The organism is Pseudomonas sp. MONT-RG-20F-20-E-7-02 (assembly GCF_022662395.1).
In the GTDB taxonomy this organism is placed as follows: Bacteria; Pseudomonadota; Gammaproteobacteria; order Pseudomonadales; family Pseudomonadaceae; genus Aquipseudomonas.
Genome location: NZ_JAKNQN010000001.1, coordinates 141,503 through 158,675 on the forward strand (window position 1 = coordinate 141,503; position 17,173 = coordinate 158,675).

Sequence of the window (17,173 nt, forward strand, 5' to 3'; positions counted from 1 at the left end):
GCTTTCCTGTGGGAGCCGGGCCAGTGCCGACAGTTCGCCCTGTGAACCTACCGTGACCGAGTCCTGACGATGAACACTGAATTTCGCAAATCGCTCCCCGGCAGCCGCCTGGATTTCTTCGACGCCCGTGCGGCTGTCGATGCAATCACTCCCGGCGCCTACGCCACCTTGCCGTACACCTCGCGCGTGCTCGCGGAAAACCTCGTGCGCCGTTGCGACCCGGCCACCCTCAACGCGTCCCTGAGCCAACTGATCGAACGCAAGCGCGACCTCGACTTCCCGTGGTTCCCGGCGCGCGTGGTGTGCCACGACATCCTCGGCCAGACCGCGCTGGTCGACCTCGCCGGCCTGCGCGACGCCATCGCCCTGCAAGGCGGTGACCCGGCCCAGGTCAACCCGGTGGTGCCGACCCAACTGATCGTCGACCACTCCCTGGCCGTCGAAGCCGGTGGTTTTGATCCGGACGCGTTCGAGAAAAACCGCGCCATTGAAGACCGTCGCAACGAAGACCGTTTCCACTTTATCGAGTGGACCAAAAAGGCCTTCAAAAACGTCGACGTGATCCCGCCCGGCAACGGCATCATGCACCAGATCAACCTGGAGAAAATGTCCCCGGTGATTCAGGTGCGCGACGGCGTGGCCTTCCCTGACACCTGCGTCGGCACCGACAGCCATACGCCACACGTGGACGCCCTGGGCGTGATCGCCATCGGCGTCGGCGGCCTCGAAGCCGAGAGTGTGATGCTCGGCCGCGCCTCGTGGATGCGCCTGCCGGAAATCATCGGCGTGGAGCTCACCGGCAAGTTGCTGCCCGGCATCACCGCCACCGACATGGTGCTGGCGCTCACCGAGTTCCTGCGTAAACAAAAAGTGGTCGGCGCGTGGCTGGAGTTCTTCGGCGAAGGCGCCTCCAGGCTGACCTTGGGCGACCGCGCGACCATTTCCAACATGGCCCCGGAATACGGCGCCACGGCGGCGATGTTCTACATCGACCAGCAGACCATCGCCTACCTGAAACTCACCGGCCGCGAAGACGAACAAGTCACCTTGGTCGAACAGTACGCACGCCACACCGGCCTGTGGGCGGATGACCTGAAAGGCGCGCAATACGAGCGCGGCCTGACCTTCGACCTGTCCAGCGTGGTGCGCAACATGGCGGGGCCGAGCAACCCGCACGCCCGCGTGGCCACCAGCGACCTGGCGGCCAAGGGCATCTCCGGCCAGTGGGACGAAGTGCCGGGGCAAATGCCCGACGGCGCGGTGATCATCGCCGCCATCACCAGTTGCACCAACACCAGCAACCCGCGCAACGTGATTGCTGCCGGCCTGCTGGCGCGTAACGCCAACAAGTTGGGGCTGACGCGCAAACCGTGGGTCAAATCCTCGCTGGCACCGGGTTCGAAAACCGTGGCCATGTACCTGGAAGACGCGGGCCTGGGCCATGAGTTGGAAAAACTCGGCTTCGGCGTGGTGGCGTTCGCCTGCACCACCTGCAATGGCATGTCCGGCGCACTCGACCCGGTGATCCAACAAGAAATCATCGACCGCGACCTGTACGCCACCGCCGTGTTGTCGGGTAACCGCAACTTCGACGGGCGCATTCACCCGTACGCCAAGCAAGCGTTCCTGGCTTCGCCGCCGTTGGTGGTGGCTTACGCGATTGCGGGCACCATCCGTTTCGACATTGAAAAGGACGTGCTCGGCCTCGACGCCAATGGCAAGGAAATCCGCCTGCAAGACATCTGGCCGAGCGACGAAGAAATCGACGCGGTGGTCAAGGCCTCGGTCAAGCCGGAGCAGTTCCGCGCCGTCTATATCCCGATGTTCGCGATCCACGAGGACACCGGCCCGAAAGTCGCGCCGCTGTACGACTGGCGCCCGCAAAGCACCTACATTCGTCGCCCGCCGTATTGGGAAGGCGCGCTGGCCGGTGCGCGGCCGCTCAAGGGCATGCGCCCGCTGGCCGTGCTGCCGGACAACATCACCACCGACCACTTGTCGCCGTCCAACGCAATCATGCTCGACAGCGCTGCGGGTGAATACCTGGCGAAAATGGGCTTGCCGGAAGTCGACTTCAACTCCTACGCGACTCACCGCGGCGACCACCTGACCGCGCAGCGCGCGACCTTTGCCAACCCGAAACTGTTCAACGAAATGGTCCAGGAAAACGGCAAGGTCAAGCAGGGCTCCCTGGCGCGTATCGAGCCGGAAGGCCAGGTCACGCGGATGTGGGAAGCCATTGAAACCTACATGGAGCGCAAGCAGCCGCTGATCATCATTGCCGGCGCCGACTATGGCCAGGGTTCGTCCCGCGACTGGGCGGCCAAAGGCGTGCGCCTGGCGGGTGTGGAAGCGATTGCCGCCGAAGGCTTCGAGCGTATCCACCGCACCAACCTGGTGGGCATGGGCGTGTTGCCGCTGGAGTTCCTGCCGGGCACCGACCGCCACACCCTGAACATCGATGGCAGCGAAACCTATGACGTGGTCGGCCAGCGCACCCCGCGCGCGCAGCTGACCTTGGTGATCAACCGCAAAAATGGCGAACGTGTCGACGTGCCGGTGACCTGCCGCCTGGACACCGCCGAAGAAGTGTCGATCTACGAGGCCGGCGGCGTGTTGCAACGTTTTGCCCAGGACTTCCTGGAATCGGCGGCGACGGCTTAAGGGGAAAACCATGGCACACGCAGCGCAAATCAAGATCCCCGCCACCTACATGCGTGGCGGCACCAGCAAGGGCGTGTTTTTCAGCCTCAAGGACCTGCCCGCAGCGGCGCAGGTGCCGGGGGCCGTGCGCGATGCCTTGCTGTTGCGGGTGATCGGCAGCCCCGATCCCTACGACAAGCAAATCGACGGCATGGGCGGCGCCACTTCGAGCACCAGCAAAACGGTGATCCTGGCCAAGAGCACCCGCGCCGACCACGACGTGGACTATCTGTTTGGCCAGGTGTCCATCGACAAGCCTTTTGTCGACTGGAGCGGCAACTGCGGCAACTTGTCGGCGGCGGTCGGTTCGTTCGCCATCAGCTCCGGGCTGGTCGACCCCGCCCGCGTGCCCCACAACGGCGTGGCCGTGGTGCGGGTGTGGCAGGCCAATATCGGCAAGACCATCATTGCCCACGTGCCGATCACTGACGGCGCGGTGCAGGAAACCGGTGACTTCGAACTCGACGGCGTGACCTTCCCGGCCGCCGAAGTGCAACTGGAGTTCATGGACCCGGCGGCGGAGGAAGAGGGCGGCGGCGGTTCGATGTTCCCCACCGGCAACCTGGTTGACGACCTCGAAGTGCCCGGTGTCGGCACCTTCAAGGCGACGCTGATCAACGCCGGCATCCCGACGATTTTCATCAACGCCGAAGACCTCGGCTACACCGGCACCGAGCTGCAAGGCGCGATCAACAGCGACCCGAAAGCCCTGGCAATGTTTGAAACCGTGCGCGCTTACGGCGCCTTGCGCATGGGCTTGATCAAACATCTGGACGAAGCCGCCCAGCGCCAGCACACGCCGAAGGTGGCGTTTGTGGCCAAGCCTGCGGATTACGTGGCGTCCAGCGGCAAGGCGATCAAGGCCGCTGATGTGGACTTGCTCGTGCGCGCGCTGTCCATGGGCAAGCTGCACCACGCGATGATGGGCACGGCGGCGGTGGCGATTGGCACGGCGGCGGCGATTTCCGGCACCTTGGTCAACCTGGCGGCGGGTGGTGTTGAGCGTAATGCCGTGCGATTCGGGCACCCGTCCGGCACCTTGCGTGTGGGCGCCGAGGCGACCCAGGTGAACGGCGAATGGGTCGTTAAGAAAGCCATCATGAGCCGCAGCGCGCGAGTGTTGATGGAAGGTTTCGTGCGCGTGCCCGGCGACGCTTTCTAACACCTTGCACCCAACCCCTGTGGGAGCCCGCTCCCACAGGTGGTCTTCTATTTCAAGGCAGGCGTCCAAGATCTGCTCTCTAACAACCGTAAGCCCGAGGACTAACCCCAACCCTTTTTGGAGAACTGCCATGAGCGCCAACGTCGACCAGAACAATCGCCCGGACTACGATCAGATCCTGCAGGACATTGCCGATTACGTCCTCAATTACCGCATCGAGTCCCAGGCCGCCTTGGACACCGCGCGCAACTGCCTGATGGACACCCTCGGCTGTGGCCTGTTGGCCCTGCGCTTCCCCGAGTGCACCAAGCACCTGGGGCCAATCGTGGAGGGCACTGTCGTCCCGTTCGGCGCGCGAGTGCCTGGCACGTCGTTCCGCCTGGACCCGGTCAAAGCCGCCTGGGACATTGGCTGCATTGTGCGTTGGCTCGACTACAACGACACCTGGCTCGCCGCCGAATGGGGCCACCCTTCAGACAACCTCGGCGGCATCCTCGCCGTGGCTGACCATCTTTCGCAAAAACGCTTGGCCAATGGCGACGCGCCGCTGACCGTGCGCGCCGTGCTCGAAGCGATGATCATGGCCCATGAAATCCAGGGTGTGATTGCCTTGGAAAACTCTTTCAACCGTGTCGGCCTTGACCATGTGCTGCTGGTGAAAGTCGCCTCCACGGCGGTGACCGCCAAACTGATGGGCGCCAACCGTGAGCAACTGCTCGCAGCCTTGTCCCACGCGTTTGTCGATGGCCAGGCACTGCGCACGTATCGCCACGCACCGAACGCCGGCTCGCGCAAATCCTGGGCGGCGGGCGATGCGTCAAGTCGGGGCGTGCGTCTGGCCGATATCGCTATGCGCGGCGAGATGGGCATTCCGGGTGTGTTGAGCGCGCCGCAGTGGGGGTTTTATGACGTACTGTTCAGCCACACCAACAAGGACCTGGCGCTCAAGCCTGAAGACAAACGCGCGTTCAGCCTGTCCCAGCCCTACGGCACCTACGTGATGGAAAACGTGCTGTTCAAGATCAGTTTCCCGGCCGAGTTCCATGCGCAAACCGCCTGCGAAGCGGCGGTGACGTTACACCCGCAGGTCAAGGAGCGCCTGGATGAAATCGAGCGCATCGTGATCACCACCCACGAGTCGGCGATCCGCATCATTTCCAAAGTCGGCCCGCTGGCCAACGCCGCCGACCGCGACCACTGCCTGCAGTACATGACCGCCGTGCCGCTGGCTTTTGGCAATTTGGTGGCCGAGCAGTATGAGGATGAGTTTCACGCGGCTCACCCGATTATTGATGAGCTGCGCCAGAAGATGGTCATCGTCGAAGACCCACGCTACAGCCGCGAATACCTGGAGGCCGACAAGCGCTCCATCGCCAACGCGGTGCAGGTGTTTTTCAAGGATGGCACCAGCACCGAGCAGGTGGCGGTGGAATACCCGATTGGGCATCGCCGTCGCCGGGTGGATGGCATTCCCTTGCTGGAAGACAAGTTCAAGGCCAACCTGGCGACGCGGTTTACCGCGCAGCGCAGTGGGGAGATTTTTGCGCTGTGCAAGGATCAGGAAAGACTTGAGGCCACGCCGGTTAACCGGTTTGTAGACTTATTTGTAATCTGACAAACACCACCGGCCAATGTGGGAGCGGCGTTTGTGGGAGCCGGGCTTGCCCGCGATGCAGGCGTCTCGGTTTTGCAGTTAAACCGAGGTGATGTCATCGCAGGCAAGCCAGCTCCCACACAAGCCAGCTCCCACACTTTTTTGTGCTGTTCAGTCGGGCTTACATACTGCCTTCCACATCATCCAGGCTGAACGTTTCGGTGTGGTCGTCATAGGAGAAAATCTCCGCATAGCGCCCCCACGCCACCACGCTTTCCAGGGTTTTTTCGACAAAGGCTTCGGTCATCGAGTCTTCCAGCTCCTGCTCGAAACGCACCCGTGGCGCCCGGTGCCCGCTGCGTTCCAGCAACACCTGGTGGATGCGCGCGGCCAGCGGCACGTGGCGGATCAAATGCTCGGCAAACAGCGTTTTACGTTCCTGGGTGCCATAGTCGGCAAACAGTTTGCCGGCGTCGGTGAGGGTGATGTCGGCGCCCTTGAGTTCGGCGAAACCCAGATGCTCAAGCATCTCCGCCACCGGGAACAGGTCGTCGACTTCCAGCAAGCGTCGCTCGGCCACGGTCGGCAAACCGGCGTGGCCGTTGTACGGCTCGGCGGCCAGGGTTTCGATCAGGCCGGCCATCAAGTTGGTGGACACTTCCGGCAACAGGCTGCCCATTTTCAGTTCGGGTATGCCTTTGGCATCGGCGCTGCGCCGGTCGGTCATCAGCGCGTAGATGTCATCGACCATTTGCCGGAAAGTCGGGTCCAGGCGGTTGCGCGGGTGCGCAAACGGCACTTTGATTTCGGCGACCACGCGGCCAGGGTTGGACGACAACACCAGGATGCGGTCGCACATCAATACCGCTTCTTCGATGTTGTGGGTCACGATCAGGATCGACTTGATCGGCAGCTGTTTGCCGCTCCACAAGTCCAGCAAGTCGGTACGCAGGGTTTCGGCGGTGAGCACGTCGAGGGCCGAGAAGGGCTCGTCCATCAGCAGCAAGGTCGGGTTGACCACCAGGCCACGGGCAAAGCCCACGCGCTGGCGCATGCCGCCGGACAACTCGCGCGGGTAGGCGTTTTCAAAGCCGTCCAGGCCGATCAGGTCGATGGCGGCCAGGGCGCGGCGGCGGCTTTCCTTGCGCTCGACCTGCAAGGCTTGCAGGCCGGCTTCAACGTTTTCCAGCACGGTCAGCCAGGGGAACAGCGCAAAGGTCTGGAACACCATGGCCACGCCTTCCGCCGGGCCGTTGAGCGGCGCGCCGTTGTAGCGCACTTCGCCCGACGACGGCTGGATCAGCCCGGCGATGATGCGCAGCAGCGTGGACTTGCCTGAGCCTGAGCGGCCGAGCATGCCGACGATCTCGCCTTCATGCAGGCTCAGGTCTACGCCGCTGAGCACTTGCAGCTCGTCTTTGCCTTTGCCGAAAACCCGGTTGACGTTTTTCAGCGAGTAGATTTCCGGGGTGTCGGCAGCGTGTTCGGTAGAGGTATTCATCACAGCGAATCCCATCAATTCAGACGAAGTTTGTTTTCAGCGATGGCGTACATAGGTCGCCAGACCGCGCGGTTGAAGGCCACCACGAAGATCGACATCACCACCACGCCCAAGGCGATTTTCGGGAAGTCGCCGGCGGCGGTGGTCTGGGCGATGTAGGCGCCCAGCCCGTGGGCGACCACGTTGTCCTGGCCCCAGGACACGTACTCGGACACGATACTGGCGTTCCACGCGCCGCCCGAAGCGGTAATGGCGCCGGTGACGTAGTACGGGAAAATCCCCGGCAGCATCACCTTGCGCCACCACAGCCAGCCGCGAATGCGGAAGTTGGCGGCGGCTTCCTTGAAGTCATTGGGAAAGGCGCTGGCCCCGGCGATCACGTTGAACAGGATGTACCACTGGGTGCCCAGCACGATCAACGGGCTCAGCCAGATATCCGGGTTGAGCTTGTAGTGCAGGATCACGATGACGAATACCGGGAACAGCAGGTTCGCCGGGAACGCCGCAAGGAACTGCGCCAGCGGCTGGATTTTTTCCGCCAGGGCGGGGCGCAAGCCGATCATCACGCCCAGCGGCACCCAGATCAGCGAAGCGATCAAGATCAGCCCGGTTACCCGCAGCAGCGTAATCAGGCCCAGCACAAACACGTGGCCGACTTCGGCAAAGGTCACTTCGGTGCCGACGTACTGCACGATGTGATACAGCGCATACGCGGCCAGCAGCGCGATGAGCGTGCCCCACACCCAGTCGATCACTTTTGATGCCTTGGGTGTTTCTGCCGGCAAGGCCTTGAGCGCACCGCCCGCGAGGCTGAAACGCTTGTTGCCGATACGGCTGAAGGAACGGGTAATCGGGCGCAGGATGCGCTGGACCACGCGGGTGCGCTGGATCAGGTTGAGCACCCAGGATTGCGGCGCGGCGCCCTGGGAGGCGGTGGTTTCCATGCGGAACTTGTCGGCCCAGGCCACCAGTGGGCGGAACAGGAGCTGGTCGTACATAAGGATGACCACAATCATCGCCAGGATCACGTAGCCCACGGCGTGCAGGTCTTTCTGGGCAATCGCCAGGGCCAGGTACGAACCCACGCCCGGCAGGGTGATGGTCTTGTCGCCGACGGTGATGGCTTCGGAGGCGACCACAAAAAACCAGCCGCCGGACATGCTCATCATCATGTTCCACACCAGCCCGGGCATGGCGAAGGGCACGTCGAGCTTCCAGAACTTCTGCCAGCCGGACAGCCGCAGGTTGGTCGACACCTCCACCAGGTCATGGGGCAGCATGCGCAGCGACTGGTAGAAGCTGAACGTCATGTTCCAGGCCTGGCTGGTGAAGATCGCAAAGATCGCCGCGAACTCTGCACCCAGCACGCGCCCCGGGAACAGCAACAGGAAAAACGTCACGGTAAAAGAGATGTAACCGAGCACCGGCACCGATTGCAGGATATCGAGCACCGGCACCAGCAGTTTCTCGGCGCGCCGGCTTTTGGCCGCCAGGGTGCCGTACAACAGGGTGAACACCAGCGCTGCGACCATCGCAGCGAGCATGCGCAGGGTGGTGCGCATCGCGTACTCCGGCAGGTTGGCCGGGTCGAGGGAGATCACTTCACTCTGTAGCGTGGCGATGGGCGCCCAGGTTTCACGGGCGGTGATCGAGAAAAACAGTAGAAAGCCAATCACCAAAGGCAGGGCGACCAAGTCCCAACGGTTGGGCAGCAAGCGCAACGTGGATGCTGGCAGGTAATCGCGGAACACTTTGTTCATAGGCAGTCAGTCCTGCAGCGTTCAGGTTCAGGGGCGTGATGGGAGTGAGCTTAGCTGCTGCACGAATGACCCACCGAGAAGGACAGGCGCTGTTTTCGTGAGTCAGGGGCAACGAGGCGTTGCTGGCGGGATTGTACGTTTCTGAATGTTACAAGCACATAAATTTGCTGTCAGTTTCCTGTACGAAACGTCGCTTGGGCATCGACGCGTTTTGACCTGGCTACAAGCAGCCCCTCAAATTTCTGACTCCCGTGGAACAGCTATTTGAGCAGCAGACGTCGGAACTCACCGCGCAGTTGACCGCCTTGACTCAGCAAGCCGGCGAGCAAGAACAATAAAGCCGGACAGCGGATTGGCTAGTGTGAGTTAACCCCCACACTAGCCCGCAATAGCATCAATCAATTACTCAAACCGCAGAATCACGCGGCGGTTGTGCTTGCTCTTCTTCTCGATTTTCTCGCAGAACACCCGGCCGATTTCTTCCGTATTGATCACGTGGGTGCCGCCGCACGGCTGGATATCGATACCGGCGATGTCGATCACGCGTACCGAACCTTGAATCACCGGCGGCGCAACCGCCTGGGTGCGGGTGATCTGCAGCAGGGTTGAGTACTCCGAGGCGGGCATCGACAAGGTTTTCACCGCATGGGCTTGTTCGATCAGCGCGTTGAGGTCGCGGGTGATGCTGTCTTTGTCGAGGGTCATTTCCGGCAGGTCGAAATCCAGGCGGCCCTTGTCCGCGCTGATGCTGCAGCCGGTCACGGGCGCATCGATGATCGAGCACAGCAAGTGCAGGCAGGTGTGCATTTTCATGTGCTGGTAGCGCCGTTCCCAATCCAGGCCCGCGTCCACCTGCACGCCTGCGGTCAACTGCTCAGGGCAATGTTCCACTTGGTGCCAGATGATCGAGCGCAACACCGGGTCGCGCACGGTGCCGATGACCTCTACCCGCGTGCCATCGGCCAGGGTGAGGTGCCCGGTGTCTCCCGGTTGCCCGCCGCCCGTGGGGTAGAACAACGTGTGCTCCAGGGCGATGCCGTGTTCGCTGACGGCAATCACCCGGGCGCTGAAGGCATTCTGGTAGGGCGCGCTGTCGAACAGCGCCAGGGTTTCCATGGTGTGCACAGACATGTTCAACCTCCGACAATCAGTGGGCTGGCTTGCAACAGGTGACGCACCATTGCACTCAAGCCAGGGGGGGAAAGCAGGGTGATTTCAAATTCCGGCCCGCAGACTTTCAGGTTCAACGGCAGGCGCGGTAGCTGCTCGCCGATGTCGAGACGGCGCAGGCGAAATTGCAGGTGATGACGCTCTTTCACCGTGGGTTCCAGCATCAACCCCTGCAACGGGTGAAAGTCGGCGTCGAGCACCGTGACCTTGTGACTGGCGCTGACTTCGCCGACCACGTGCAAACGCTCATCCAGGGCGAAGGCGCCCAGATAATTGCCGTGGTCAGACTCCGCGTTCTTCTGCAACTGAACCTGGTTGACCACCTTGACCTTGGTGCCGGCCGGCACATCCTGGGTGATCACACACGAGGGGCTGATAAATACGTTGTCGCCGATCAGTACATAACCCAGCACGCGGGCGCCGGCGCCGACCTCTACATTGTTGCCCAGGCGCGGGTGGCGTTTGCCGTCCGGGTTGTTGGCAATGCCGCGGGCGCCCAGGGTGACGCCGCAAAGAATGTAGCAGTCGTTGCCGATCTCGCAGGTTTCGCCGATGACGGTGCCGTAGCCGTGGTCGAGCACGAAGCGTCGGCCGATTTTGGCCGCCGGGTGAATCTCCGCGCCGGAGAGGATTTTGCCCTGGTTGCTGAGCTTGAGAGCCATACGCGAAAACACGCCGTTGGTCTGGTCGGGAAAATTCCACACCAGGTGAGCAAGGCGGTAAAACAGCACCGCCTTGAACGAGGCGTAAGACTCCAGGATCAACTCGCCGCGACCACGGGATGCCGGGTCGCGATAGGCATACGCGATCAAGTCTTCGGCCACCGCCTGGGCGGCGTTCTGGATCAGCGGCGCCAGGTGCGGTTCCAGCTGCTTGATCTGCGCAGGCGTCAGGGTCTTGATGAGGTGGGTGAGCAGCTCATCGTGCAGCTGTTGCATGTCGATAAAGCCTCCCATGGAGGCACCCCCGCATTCTGGATGGTTGGGAAACCGGTTATTCGAAACTGGGCAGGTAGCTGTCAGCATTGTCGTAGACCATGGTCAACACCACCGTTTCGGGCGGCAGTTCAGGGGCGAGCTGCGCGATGGCAACCATGTTGGCGGCAGAGGACAAGCCGAGGCTGATGGCGTCGGTGCGCATGATGCGTTTCATCATGTCGATGCACGCCTGGCGCGACACCTTGAGCATGCCGTCGATCACGTCCACGTTGAGAATGCTCGGGATCAAGCCTATCGACAGGCCCTGGATATGGTGGGGCGCGTGCTGGTCCTTGAGCAGGTCGCACTCTTCGGGCTCCACGCCCATCACGCGCATGGCCGGCCACGCAGCTTTGAGGGTTTCGCCGATGCCGGTGATGTGGCCACCCGTGCCGATGCCGCTGACGAAGTAGTCCACGCGCCGCTCACCGAAGGCGCGGAGGATTTCCGGTGCGGTAGTGTCGCGGTGGGTTTGCGGGTTGGCGCCGTTGCGCTGCTGATTGAGCATCACGTAGCTGGGGTTTTCCAGCTGCAGTTCCATGCACTTTTCGCCGTGGGAATTATTTCCCAGGCGGCTGTCTGACAGCACTACTTTGGCGCCGTAGAGCCGCAGCAGTTTCTGTTTTTCGGGGCTGTAGTTGTCGGGGATCACCAGCACCACTTTGTAGCCCAGTACATTACCGGCCATGACCAGGCCGATGCCGGTATTGCCGCCGCTGGGCTCGATGATGGTCTGCCCGGAATCACGCATCAGCACGCCGCGGCGCTCGGCGTCGAGAATCATGCCCAGGGCGATGCGCGCCTTGTGGCTGCCACCGGGGTTGAGGGATTCGAGCTTGGCGTAGACCTCGATGCCGAGGTCTTCGGAAAACTGCGCCAGACGCACAATCGGCGTGTGGCCGATGACGTCGAGAATGGAGTTATGCAACATCAGTCAGCCCTCGGCTCAGTACAACGGCATGTCGGGTTCGACGTCGCGAACCCAATGTTTCATGCCGCCCTGCAGGACTTTGGTGTTGGCGAAACCGGCGGCCAGCAAGGTACTGGCGGCTTGCTCGGCGCGGGTGCCGGCGTAGCAGATCAGGTAGTGGGTGTTGTCGCGGCTGAGGCTGTCGAGCTGCCCGTCCAGTTCGGCCAACGGGATATGCACCACGCCGGGTAATTTGCACACCTCCAGCTCGCTGGCATCGCGCACATCCAGCAGCACGTCGGCGCTGCGGTGGTGTTCAAGCACTTGCTTGAGTACGCGCGGCTTGATGTAGCGTTCCTCGGCGAGGGAGGGTTGGCTTGGGATGGCATCGGCGCAGACCGCCGGCGCTACGCTTTCGCTGTGGCGCAGTTCCGAGCAGCACGGGCAATCGGCGCGGCGTTTGAAGCGAATTTCGCTGAACTTCATCGCCAGTGCATCAAAGCGCATCAAGCGGCCGGACAACGGCTCGCCAATGCCGATCAGCAACTTGATGGCCTCGGTGGCTTGAATCATCCCCACCACACCCGGCAGCACGCCGATCACGCCACCGGCGCTGCAGTTGGGCGCAAGTTCCGCTGGTGGTGCGCTGGGGAACAGGCAGCGATAGCACGGCCCACCTTTATAGTTGAGCACGCTGATCTGCCCGTCGAAGCGGTAGATGGCGCCGTACACCAAGGGCTTGCCGAGTTGTACGCAGGCGTCGTTGACCAGGTAGCGCGTGTCGAAATTATCGGTACCGTCGATCACCAGATCGTAGGCGCCGACCAGCTCCAGTGCGTTGTCGACGTTCAGCGCAGAGTTGTGCGCGTTGATCTGGATATGCGCGTTGAGGTCTTGCAGGCGTCTCTTGGCAGACTCGACCTTGGGCATGCCCAGGGTGCTGTTGCCGTGGACGACCTGGCGTTGCAGGTTGCTGCTTTCCACCACGTCGAAATCCACCAGGCCCAGGGTGCCGATCCCGGCTGCCGCCAGGTAGAGGCTGATGGGCGAGCCCAGGCCACCGGTGCCGATGATCAGCACCTTGGCTTTTTTCAGGTTCAATTGGCCTTCGCGACCGACGCCCGGCAGGGTGATGTGGCGCACGTAGCGCTGTACTTCCTCATTACTAAGGGCAGGTTCATCTATGTCCATGCCGCCGGAAGTGGCGAGCAGTACTTCGATGTTGGCTTTTTCCGGCAACGGGTCGTCGGCACCGATCAGTTCTTCCTCGGCGGTAAACAGGAAGTGTTCCTTGAGCTGGTTGTTCTTCTCATGAAACAGATGCGGGCGCAGCTGCGGGTGGCTGCTGCAGAGGTTTTCAATGACTTCGCGCAATGTCGATCCGGTGCCCTCAAGAGTCGATTCCGGCAGCTTGGCCACGCGAACCAGAATATCGGGGAAAGAGACAGCGTTCATGGACAACTCCGTGTGCAGGTCGTTGAAGGGTTGAAGAGCGAAATGCTTGCCATCCCAGGCAAACAGCTTTGAGCCCAGGGCATGGCCCTGACGAACGTCCACCACCAAGTAGCTGACGGGGTAGATCGGCTCACCCAGGAACAGTGCCTTGTCCTGGTCTTCGTCACTGAAATAAGCGCCGACATCCGGGTGGGAGTGATAGATCACCACCACCGGGTTGTCGCTGCGAAACGCTTTGTTCATCAGCAGGGTGTCGGCCACTGAAAAGGTGTAGCCGTTGGCCGCGCTGCGCGGGTACATCTCGGGGTTCTTGCGGTGCAACTCATTCTGGATATTGCTGCCCAGATACACGGTGCCATCGGCGAAGACAAAACCACAGCATTCCTCGGGGTAACTGCGGCTAGCGTGGGCGTAGATCTGTTCCAGGGCGGTGGGGCGGAGGACTTCCATGTTTCTCTCGCGTTGCTGGTATTGGAGGGTCAATTTTTCTTGGCCAGGAGTTTTTCAACCGGCAACTTGGTGATCGCAAAACCGGCCAGCAGGATGGCCGAGTACAGCATCAGGTCTCGGGAGATTTCCACGCCTTCGTACCAGGCGCCGATGATCACCGCGAACACCGGGAAGATGATGAACACAAACGACAAAATGATCGGGCTCAAGCGTTTTAGCAGCATGAAGTACACGATAAAACCGCCCACCGATGCCACCAACCCCAGGTAAAACAGCGCGCTCCAGGAGCGCAGGGTGATGTTTTCGAAGGTCGGTGTTTCAAACCACAGGCCCGCCACGAACAGCATCAACCCGGCAATGCCGATGGGCAGGGTGTTGTAGGTGATCACACTGATGGCGCTGCCTTTTTGCTTGGTAATGACGTAGCACAAGGCATGCATGATCGCGGCGGTCAGAATCGCCAGTACCCCGAAGAACTCGGCGTGGTCCAAGTGCAGGCCCTGGCTCTTGATGATCATGTAGAGGCTGCCGAAACCGATGCCGATGCCGACCACCTGGGAAAAATAGATGCGCTCACGCAGAAACAGCGCGGAGAAGATCAGGATAAACACCGGCATGCAGCTGAACAGCAGGGCGGTCAGGCCGGAGGAAACATGCATCTCGCCGTAGTTGAGCAGGTAATAGGGAACGCTGAAGTAGGACAAGGTCACAAATACGAAGAACCAGCGGCTTTCGCGCGGGAACAGGATCGGCTCGCGGCGCACCAGGGCAAAACACAGGAACAGCGGGAACGCGATCAGGAAGCGCAGGCCCGCCGAGGTCAGCGGTGGCACGCTTTCGACGGCGATCTTGATCCCCAGCCACGTGGTGCCCCAACTCAGGCATACGATAAGAAACATCACGCTGGTGACCAGGCCGGCCAACCACTGTTTCTGAGTTTTTGTTTTTGTTGTGTTTTCAAGAACGGCGGACATTGGCATCGTTTATTGCTTCCCTGAGCCGGAATTGAACTCTATATTGACTGTGTATTAAGTTGTTTCATCCGGTGATTGAACCCGTAAAAGCACACTATTAGGGCGAATGATGGCTGTCAAAACAAATATTGACATGGTGTCAATTATGCGTGAGGGGTTGTCCAGCGGTCAGGGCGTGAAGTACAAACGCCTGTCCGATGTGATGGAGCGCGGCATCCTCGAAGGCTTGATTGAACCCGGACGAAAACTGCCGCCCCATCGGGTGCTTTCCGACAATCTGGGTGTGACCATCGGCACCATCAGCCGCGCCTACGGCGAGCTGGAACGCCTGGGGTTGGTGGTGGCGCGAGTGGGTGACGGCACATTCGTGCGCAAGCGTGGGATGGAGCGCCAGCGTGACGAAGGCTTTCGCAACGTCAGCGAGGAGCCGCGTCATTACTTCGACATGAGCCGCAACATGCATATACCGGGGCAGGAAACCGTGTTTCTGGCCCAGAGCTTCCAAACCCTGTCGACCAACGCCAAGTTCCTCCAGGACATCAGCGCCTACACCCCGGATGCAGGGTTGCCGCGCTATCGTGAAGCGGGGGCGCAGTGGCTGGTGCAGCGAGATTTTCACCCGATTCCCGAGCAGGTCATTTGCGTGAATGGCGGCCAGCATGGCTTGCTCTGCGCGATGATGGCGCTGTTGCGGGCGGGCGATACGGTGGTCACTGAACAGCTTACCTACCCTGGGCTGATCACGGCCGCGCGCATGCTCGGCGTACGGCTGATCGGCCTGGAGATGGACGAAGAAGGTGTGCTGCCGGGCGCGCTGGATGAAGTCTGTCGTAATCACCGGGTTTCGGCGTTGTATTGCACGCCCACTATCCAGAACCCGACGACGGCGGTGTTATCGGTGGCGCGCCGGGAAGCCTTGGTCAAAGTCTGTCGTGAACACAACCTGCTGATTCTTGAAGACGAAGCCCACGGCGTACTGGTAGAAGACCGGCCGCCGCCCCTCAGCCATTTCGCGCCTGAACGTACGATTTTGATCAGCAGCCTGAGCAAGGCCGTCTCCGCCGGATTACGGGTGGGCTATGTGCACGCGCCACCGGCGCTGGTCAGCCGTATTTCGGCGGCCCTGCGCTCAACCTGCTGGATGGCCACGCCGGTGACGTTGGAACTGGCAACGCAGTGGATCGAGAACGGCACGGCGGAATACCTGCTACGCCAGCAGATCAACGAGATCAGCCGCCGCAAAGCCCTGGTGGGCGACCTGTTGGCCGGCCTTGAATACCGCACTCACCTCAACAGCCCGCACTTCTGGATTGAAGTACCGGAGCCATGGCGTGCGTCGGAAATTGAGGCAGAGCTTAAGCAGAATAATTACCTGATCGCCACGGCCGAAGCCTTTGCCGTAGGGCAAACGGCGGTGCCGCAGTTTATTCGGGCGAGCATCTGTAACACGTCGGGGGATGATCAGTTGTTGCGGGCGGGGTTTGATGCGCTGGCGACGGCGTTGGGGCAGGGCGGTGGCAGGTTTCACCTGTAGGACCGCGTTATCGTTCATCGCAGGCAAGCCAGCTCCCACATTTGAATGCATTCCAGTGTTGGAACTCAGTCAAATGTGGGAGCTGGCTTGCCTGCGATGGGGCTAGGTCAGGCAATACAACTATTTGAACCTGCGCTCCACACCCTTCTCCACCAAAATCTTCGCCGATATCTCTTCCACCGAGAAATGCGTGGAATTGATGTGCGCAATATTCTCGCGACGGAACAGATTTTCCACTTCGCGTACTTCGAACTCGCACTGTGCATAGCTCGAATAGCGGCTGTTGGGCTTGCGCTCATTGCGGATCGCCGTCAGCCGATCCGGGTCAATCGTCAGACCGAACAGCTTGTGTTGGTGCGCGCGCAAGGCGGCCGGCAATGTCAGGTGCTCCATGTCGTCTTCGGTCAGCGGATAGTTGGCCGCGCGGATGCCGAACTGCATGGCCATATACAAGCACGTCGGCGTCTTGCCGCAGCGGGACACGCCCACCAGGATCAAATCGGCCTTGTCGTAATAGTGCGTGCGGGCGCCGTCATCGTTGTCCAGGGCGAAGTTCACCGCCTCGATACGCTCCATATAATTGGAGTTGTGCCCTATGGAATGGGACTTTCCTACAGAATAGGAGGAGTGTTCACTCAACTCCTGTTCCAGCGGCGCCAGGAACGTGGAGAAGATGTCGATCATGAAACCATTGGAGGTTGCGAGGATCTCACGGATGTCTTGATTGACGATGGTGTCGAAAATGATCGGCCGAAAACCGTCTTTTTCAGCCGCCAGATTGATTTGTTGTACCATGGCCCGCGCTTTATCCACGCTGTCGATATAGGGCCGCGTGAATTTGGCGAAGGTAATGTTTTCGAACTGCGCGAGCAGGCTCTGGCCCAATGTTTCGGCTGTGATGCCGGTGCCGTCGGAGATAAAGAAAGCAGATCGTTTCATTTGAGCCCTGGGCCTTAAGCTGATGGCGAATCTTGGATATGATA

Annotated in this window: 12 protein-coding genes; 4 read left to right on the forward strand and 8 right to left on the reverse strand. The window is 61.1% G+C overall.

Features of this window, described 5'->3' with window-relative positions:
* Positions 1-69 precede the first annotated feature (69 nt).
* The 3 genes from acnD to prpD all read left to right on the forward strand — a co-directional run bounded on the left by acnD (position 70) and on the right by prpD (position 5,480).
* Entirely contained in the window at positions 70-2,664 is a 2,595-nt protein-coding gene (gene acnD, locus L8I05_RS00710) for a Fe/S-dependent 2-methylisocitrate dehydratase AcnD (protein ID WP_242166852.1), read from the forward strand.
* A 10-nt stretch (positions 2,665-2,674) separates the two neighbouring features.
* The gene (gene prpF / locus L8I05_RS00715) at positions 2,675-3,865 is read left to right on the forward strand and encodes a 2-methylaconitate cis-trans isomerase PrpF (RefSeq protein ID WP_242166854.1); all 1,191 of its coding nucleotides are present in this window, start codon (positions 2,675-2,677) and stop codon (positions 3,863-3,865) included.
* A 130-nt stretch (positions 3,866-3,995) separates the two neighbouring features.
* Positions 3,996-5,480 carry a 2-methylcitrate dehydratase gene (gene prpD / locus L8I05_RS00720; protein ID WP_242166856.1) on the forward strand — a complete coding sequence of 495 codons (1,485 nt, stop codon included), beginning with the start codon at positions 3,996-3,998 and terminating at the stop codon, positions 5,478-5,480.
* 160 nt (positions 5,481-5,640) lie between these two features.
* Here the strand turns inward: prpD and L8I05_RS00725 are convergent, their stop codons facing one another.
* The 7 genes from L8I05_RS00725 to L8I05_RS00755 form a co-directional block, all read right to left on the reverse strand.
* Positions 5,641-6,960 carry a nitrate/sulfonate/bicarbonate ABC transporter ATP-binding protein gene (locus L8I05_RS00725; protein ID WP_177018720.1) on the reverse strand — a complete coding sequence of 440 codons (1,320 nt, stop codon included), beginning with the start codon at positions 6,958-6,960 and terminating at the stop codon, positions 5,641-5,643.
* 14 nt (positions 6,961-6,974) lie between these two features.
* The gene (locus tag L8I05_RS00730) at positions 6,975-8,720 is read right to left on the reverse strand and encodes an ABC transporter permease subunit (RefSeq protein WP_242166858.1); all 1,746 of its coding nucleotides are present in this window, start codon (positions 8,718-8,720) and stop codon (positions 6,975-6,977) included.
* Positions 8,721-9,122: 402 nt separating this feature from the next.
* The gene (locus tag L8I05_RS00735; protein WP_197627122.1) at positions 9,123-9,851 is read right to left on the reverse strand and encodes an alanyl-tRNA editing protein; all 729 of its coding nucleotides are present in this window, start codon (positions 9,849-9,851) and stop codon (positions 9,123-9,125) included.
* Between the two features lie 2 nt (positions 9,852-9,853).
* Positions 9,854-10,846, reverse strand: a complete 993-nt coding sequence (locus L8I05_RS00740; protein ID WP_159958949.1) for a serine O-acetyltransferase — start codon at positions 10,844-10,846, stop codon at positions 9,854-9,856.
* Positions 10,847-10,883: 37 nt separating this feature from the next.
* The gene (locus L8I05_RS00745; RefSeq protein WP_177018723.1) at positions 10,884-11,798 is read right to left on the reverse strand and encodes a PLP-dependent cysteine synthase family protein; all 915 of its coding nucleotides are present in this window, start codon (positions 11,796-11,798) and stop codon (positions 10,884-10,886) included.
* Positions 11,799-11,813: 15 nt separating this feature from the next.
* Complete coding sequence (moeB, locus tag L8I05_RS00750; protein ID WP_242166860.1) at positions 11,814-13,682, reverse strand: molybdopterin-synthase adenylyltransferase MoeB; 1,869 nt, start codon at positions 13,680-13,682, stop codon at positions 11,814-11,816.
* 29 nt (positions 13,683-13,711) lie between these two features.
* Entirely contained in the window at positions 13,712-14,605 is an 894-nt protein-coding gene (locus L8I05_RS00755) for an EamA family transporter (RefSeq protein ID WP_017134754.1), read from the reverse strand.
* Positions 14,606-14,765: 160 nt separating this feature from the next.
* On the opposite strand from L8I05_RS00755, the gene L8I05_RS00760 reads away from it, so the two are divergent.
* A complete protein-coding gene (locus L8I05_RS00760) occupies positions 14,766-16,190 on the forward strand; it encodes a PLP-dependent aminotransferase family protein (protein WP_159958943.1) in 1,425 nt (474 codons plus the stop codon).
* A 120-nt stretch (positions 16,191-16,310) separates the two neighbouring features.
* On the opposite strand, the gene L8I05_RS00765 is transcribed toward L8I05_RS00760, so the two are convergent.
* Positions 16,311-17,129 (reverse strand): pyruvate, water dikinase regulatory protein, encoded by an 819-nt coding sequence (locus tag L8I05_RS00765; protein ID WP_058412273.1) that lies wholly within the window; start codon positions 17,127-17,129, stop codon positions 16,311-16,313.
* Positions 17,130-17,173 lie beyond the last annotated feature (44 nt).

Coding starts and splice junctions, on each gene's coding strand:
- acnD (WP_242166852.1), top strand. CDS start 70: ATGAACACTGAATTTCGCAAATCGCTCCCCGGCAGCCGCCTGGATTTC.
- prpF (WP_242166854.1), top strand. CDS start 2,675: ATGGCACACGCAGCGCAAATCAAGATCCCCGCCACCTACATGCGTGGC.
- prpD (WP_242166856.1), top strand. CDS start 3,996: ATGAGCGCCAACGTCGACCAGAACAATCGCCCGGACTACGATCAGATC.
- L8I05_RS00725 (WP_177018720.1), bottom strand. CDS start 6,960: ATGAATACCTCTACCGAACACGCTGCCGACACCCCGGAAATCTACTCG.
- L8I05_RS00730 (WP_242166858.1), bottom strand. CDS start 8,720: ATGAACAAAGTGTTCCGCGATTACCTGCCAGCATCCACGTTGCGCTTG.
- L8I05_RS00735 (WP_197627122.1), bottom strand. CDS start 9,851: ATGTCTGTGCACACCATGGAAACCCTGGCGCTGTTCGACAGCGCGCCC.
- L8I05_RS00740 (WP_159958949.1), bottom strand. CDS start 10,846: ATGGGAGGCTTTATCGACATGCAACAGCTGCACGATGAGCTGCTCACC.
- L8I05_RS00745 (WP_177018723.1), bottom strand. CDS start 11,798: ATGTTGCATAACTCCATTCTCGACGTCATCGGCCACACGCCGATTGTG.
- moeB (WP_242166860.1), bottom strand. CDS start 13,682: ATGGAAGTCCTCCGCCCCACCGCCCTGGAACAGATCTACGCCCACGCT.
- L8I05_RS00760 (WP_159958943.1), top strand. CDS start 14,766: ATGGCTGTCAAAACAAATATTGACATGGTGTCAATTATGCGTGAGGGG.
- L8I05_RS00765 (WP_058412273.1), bottom strand. CDS start 17,129: ATGAAACGATCTGCTTTCTTTATCTCCGACGGCACCGGCATCACAGCC.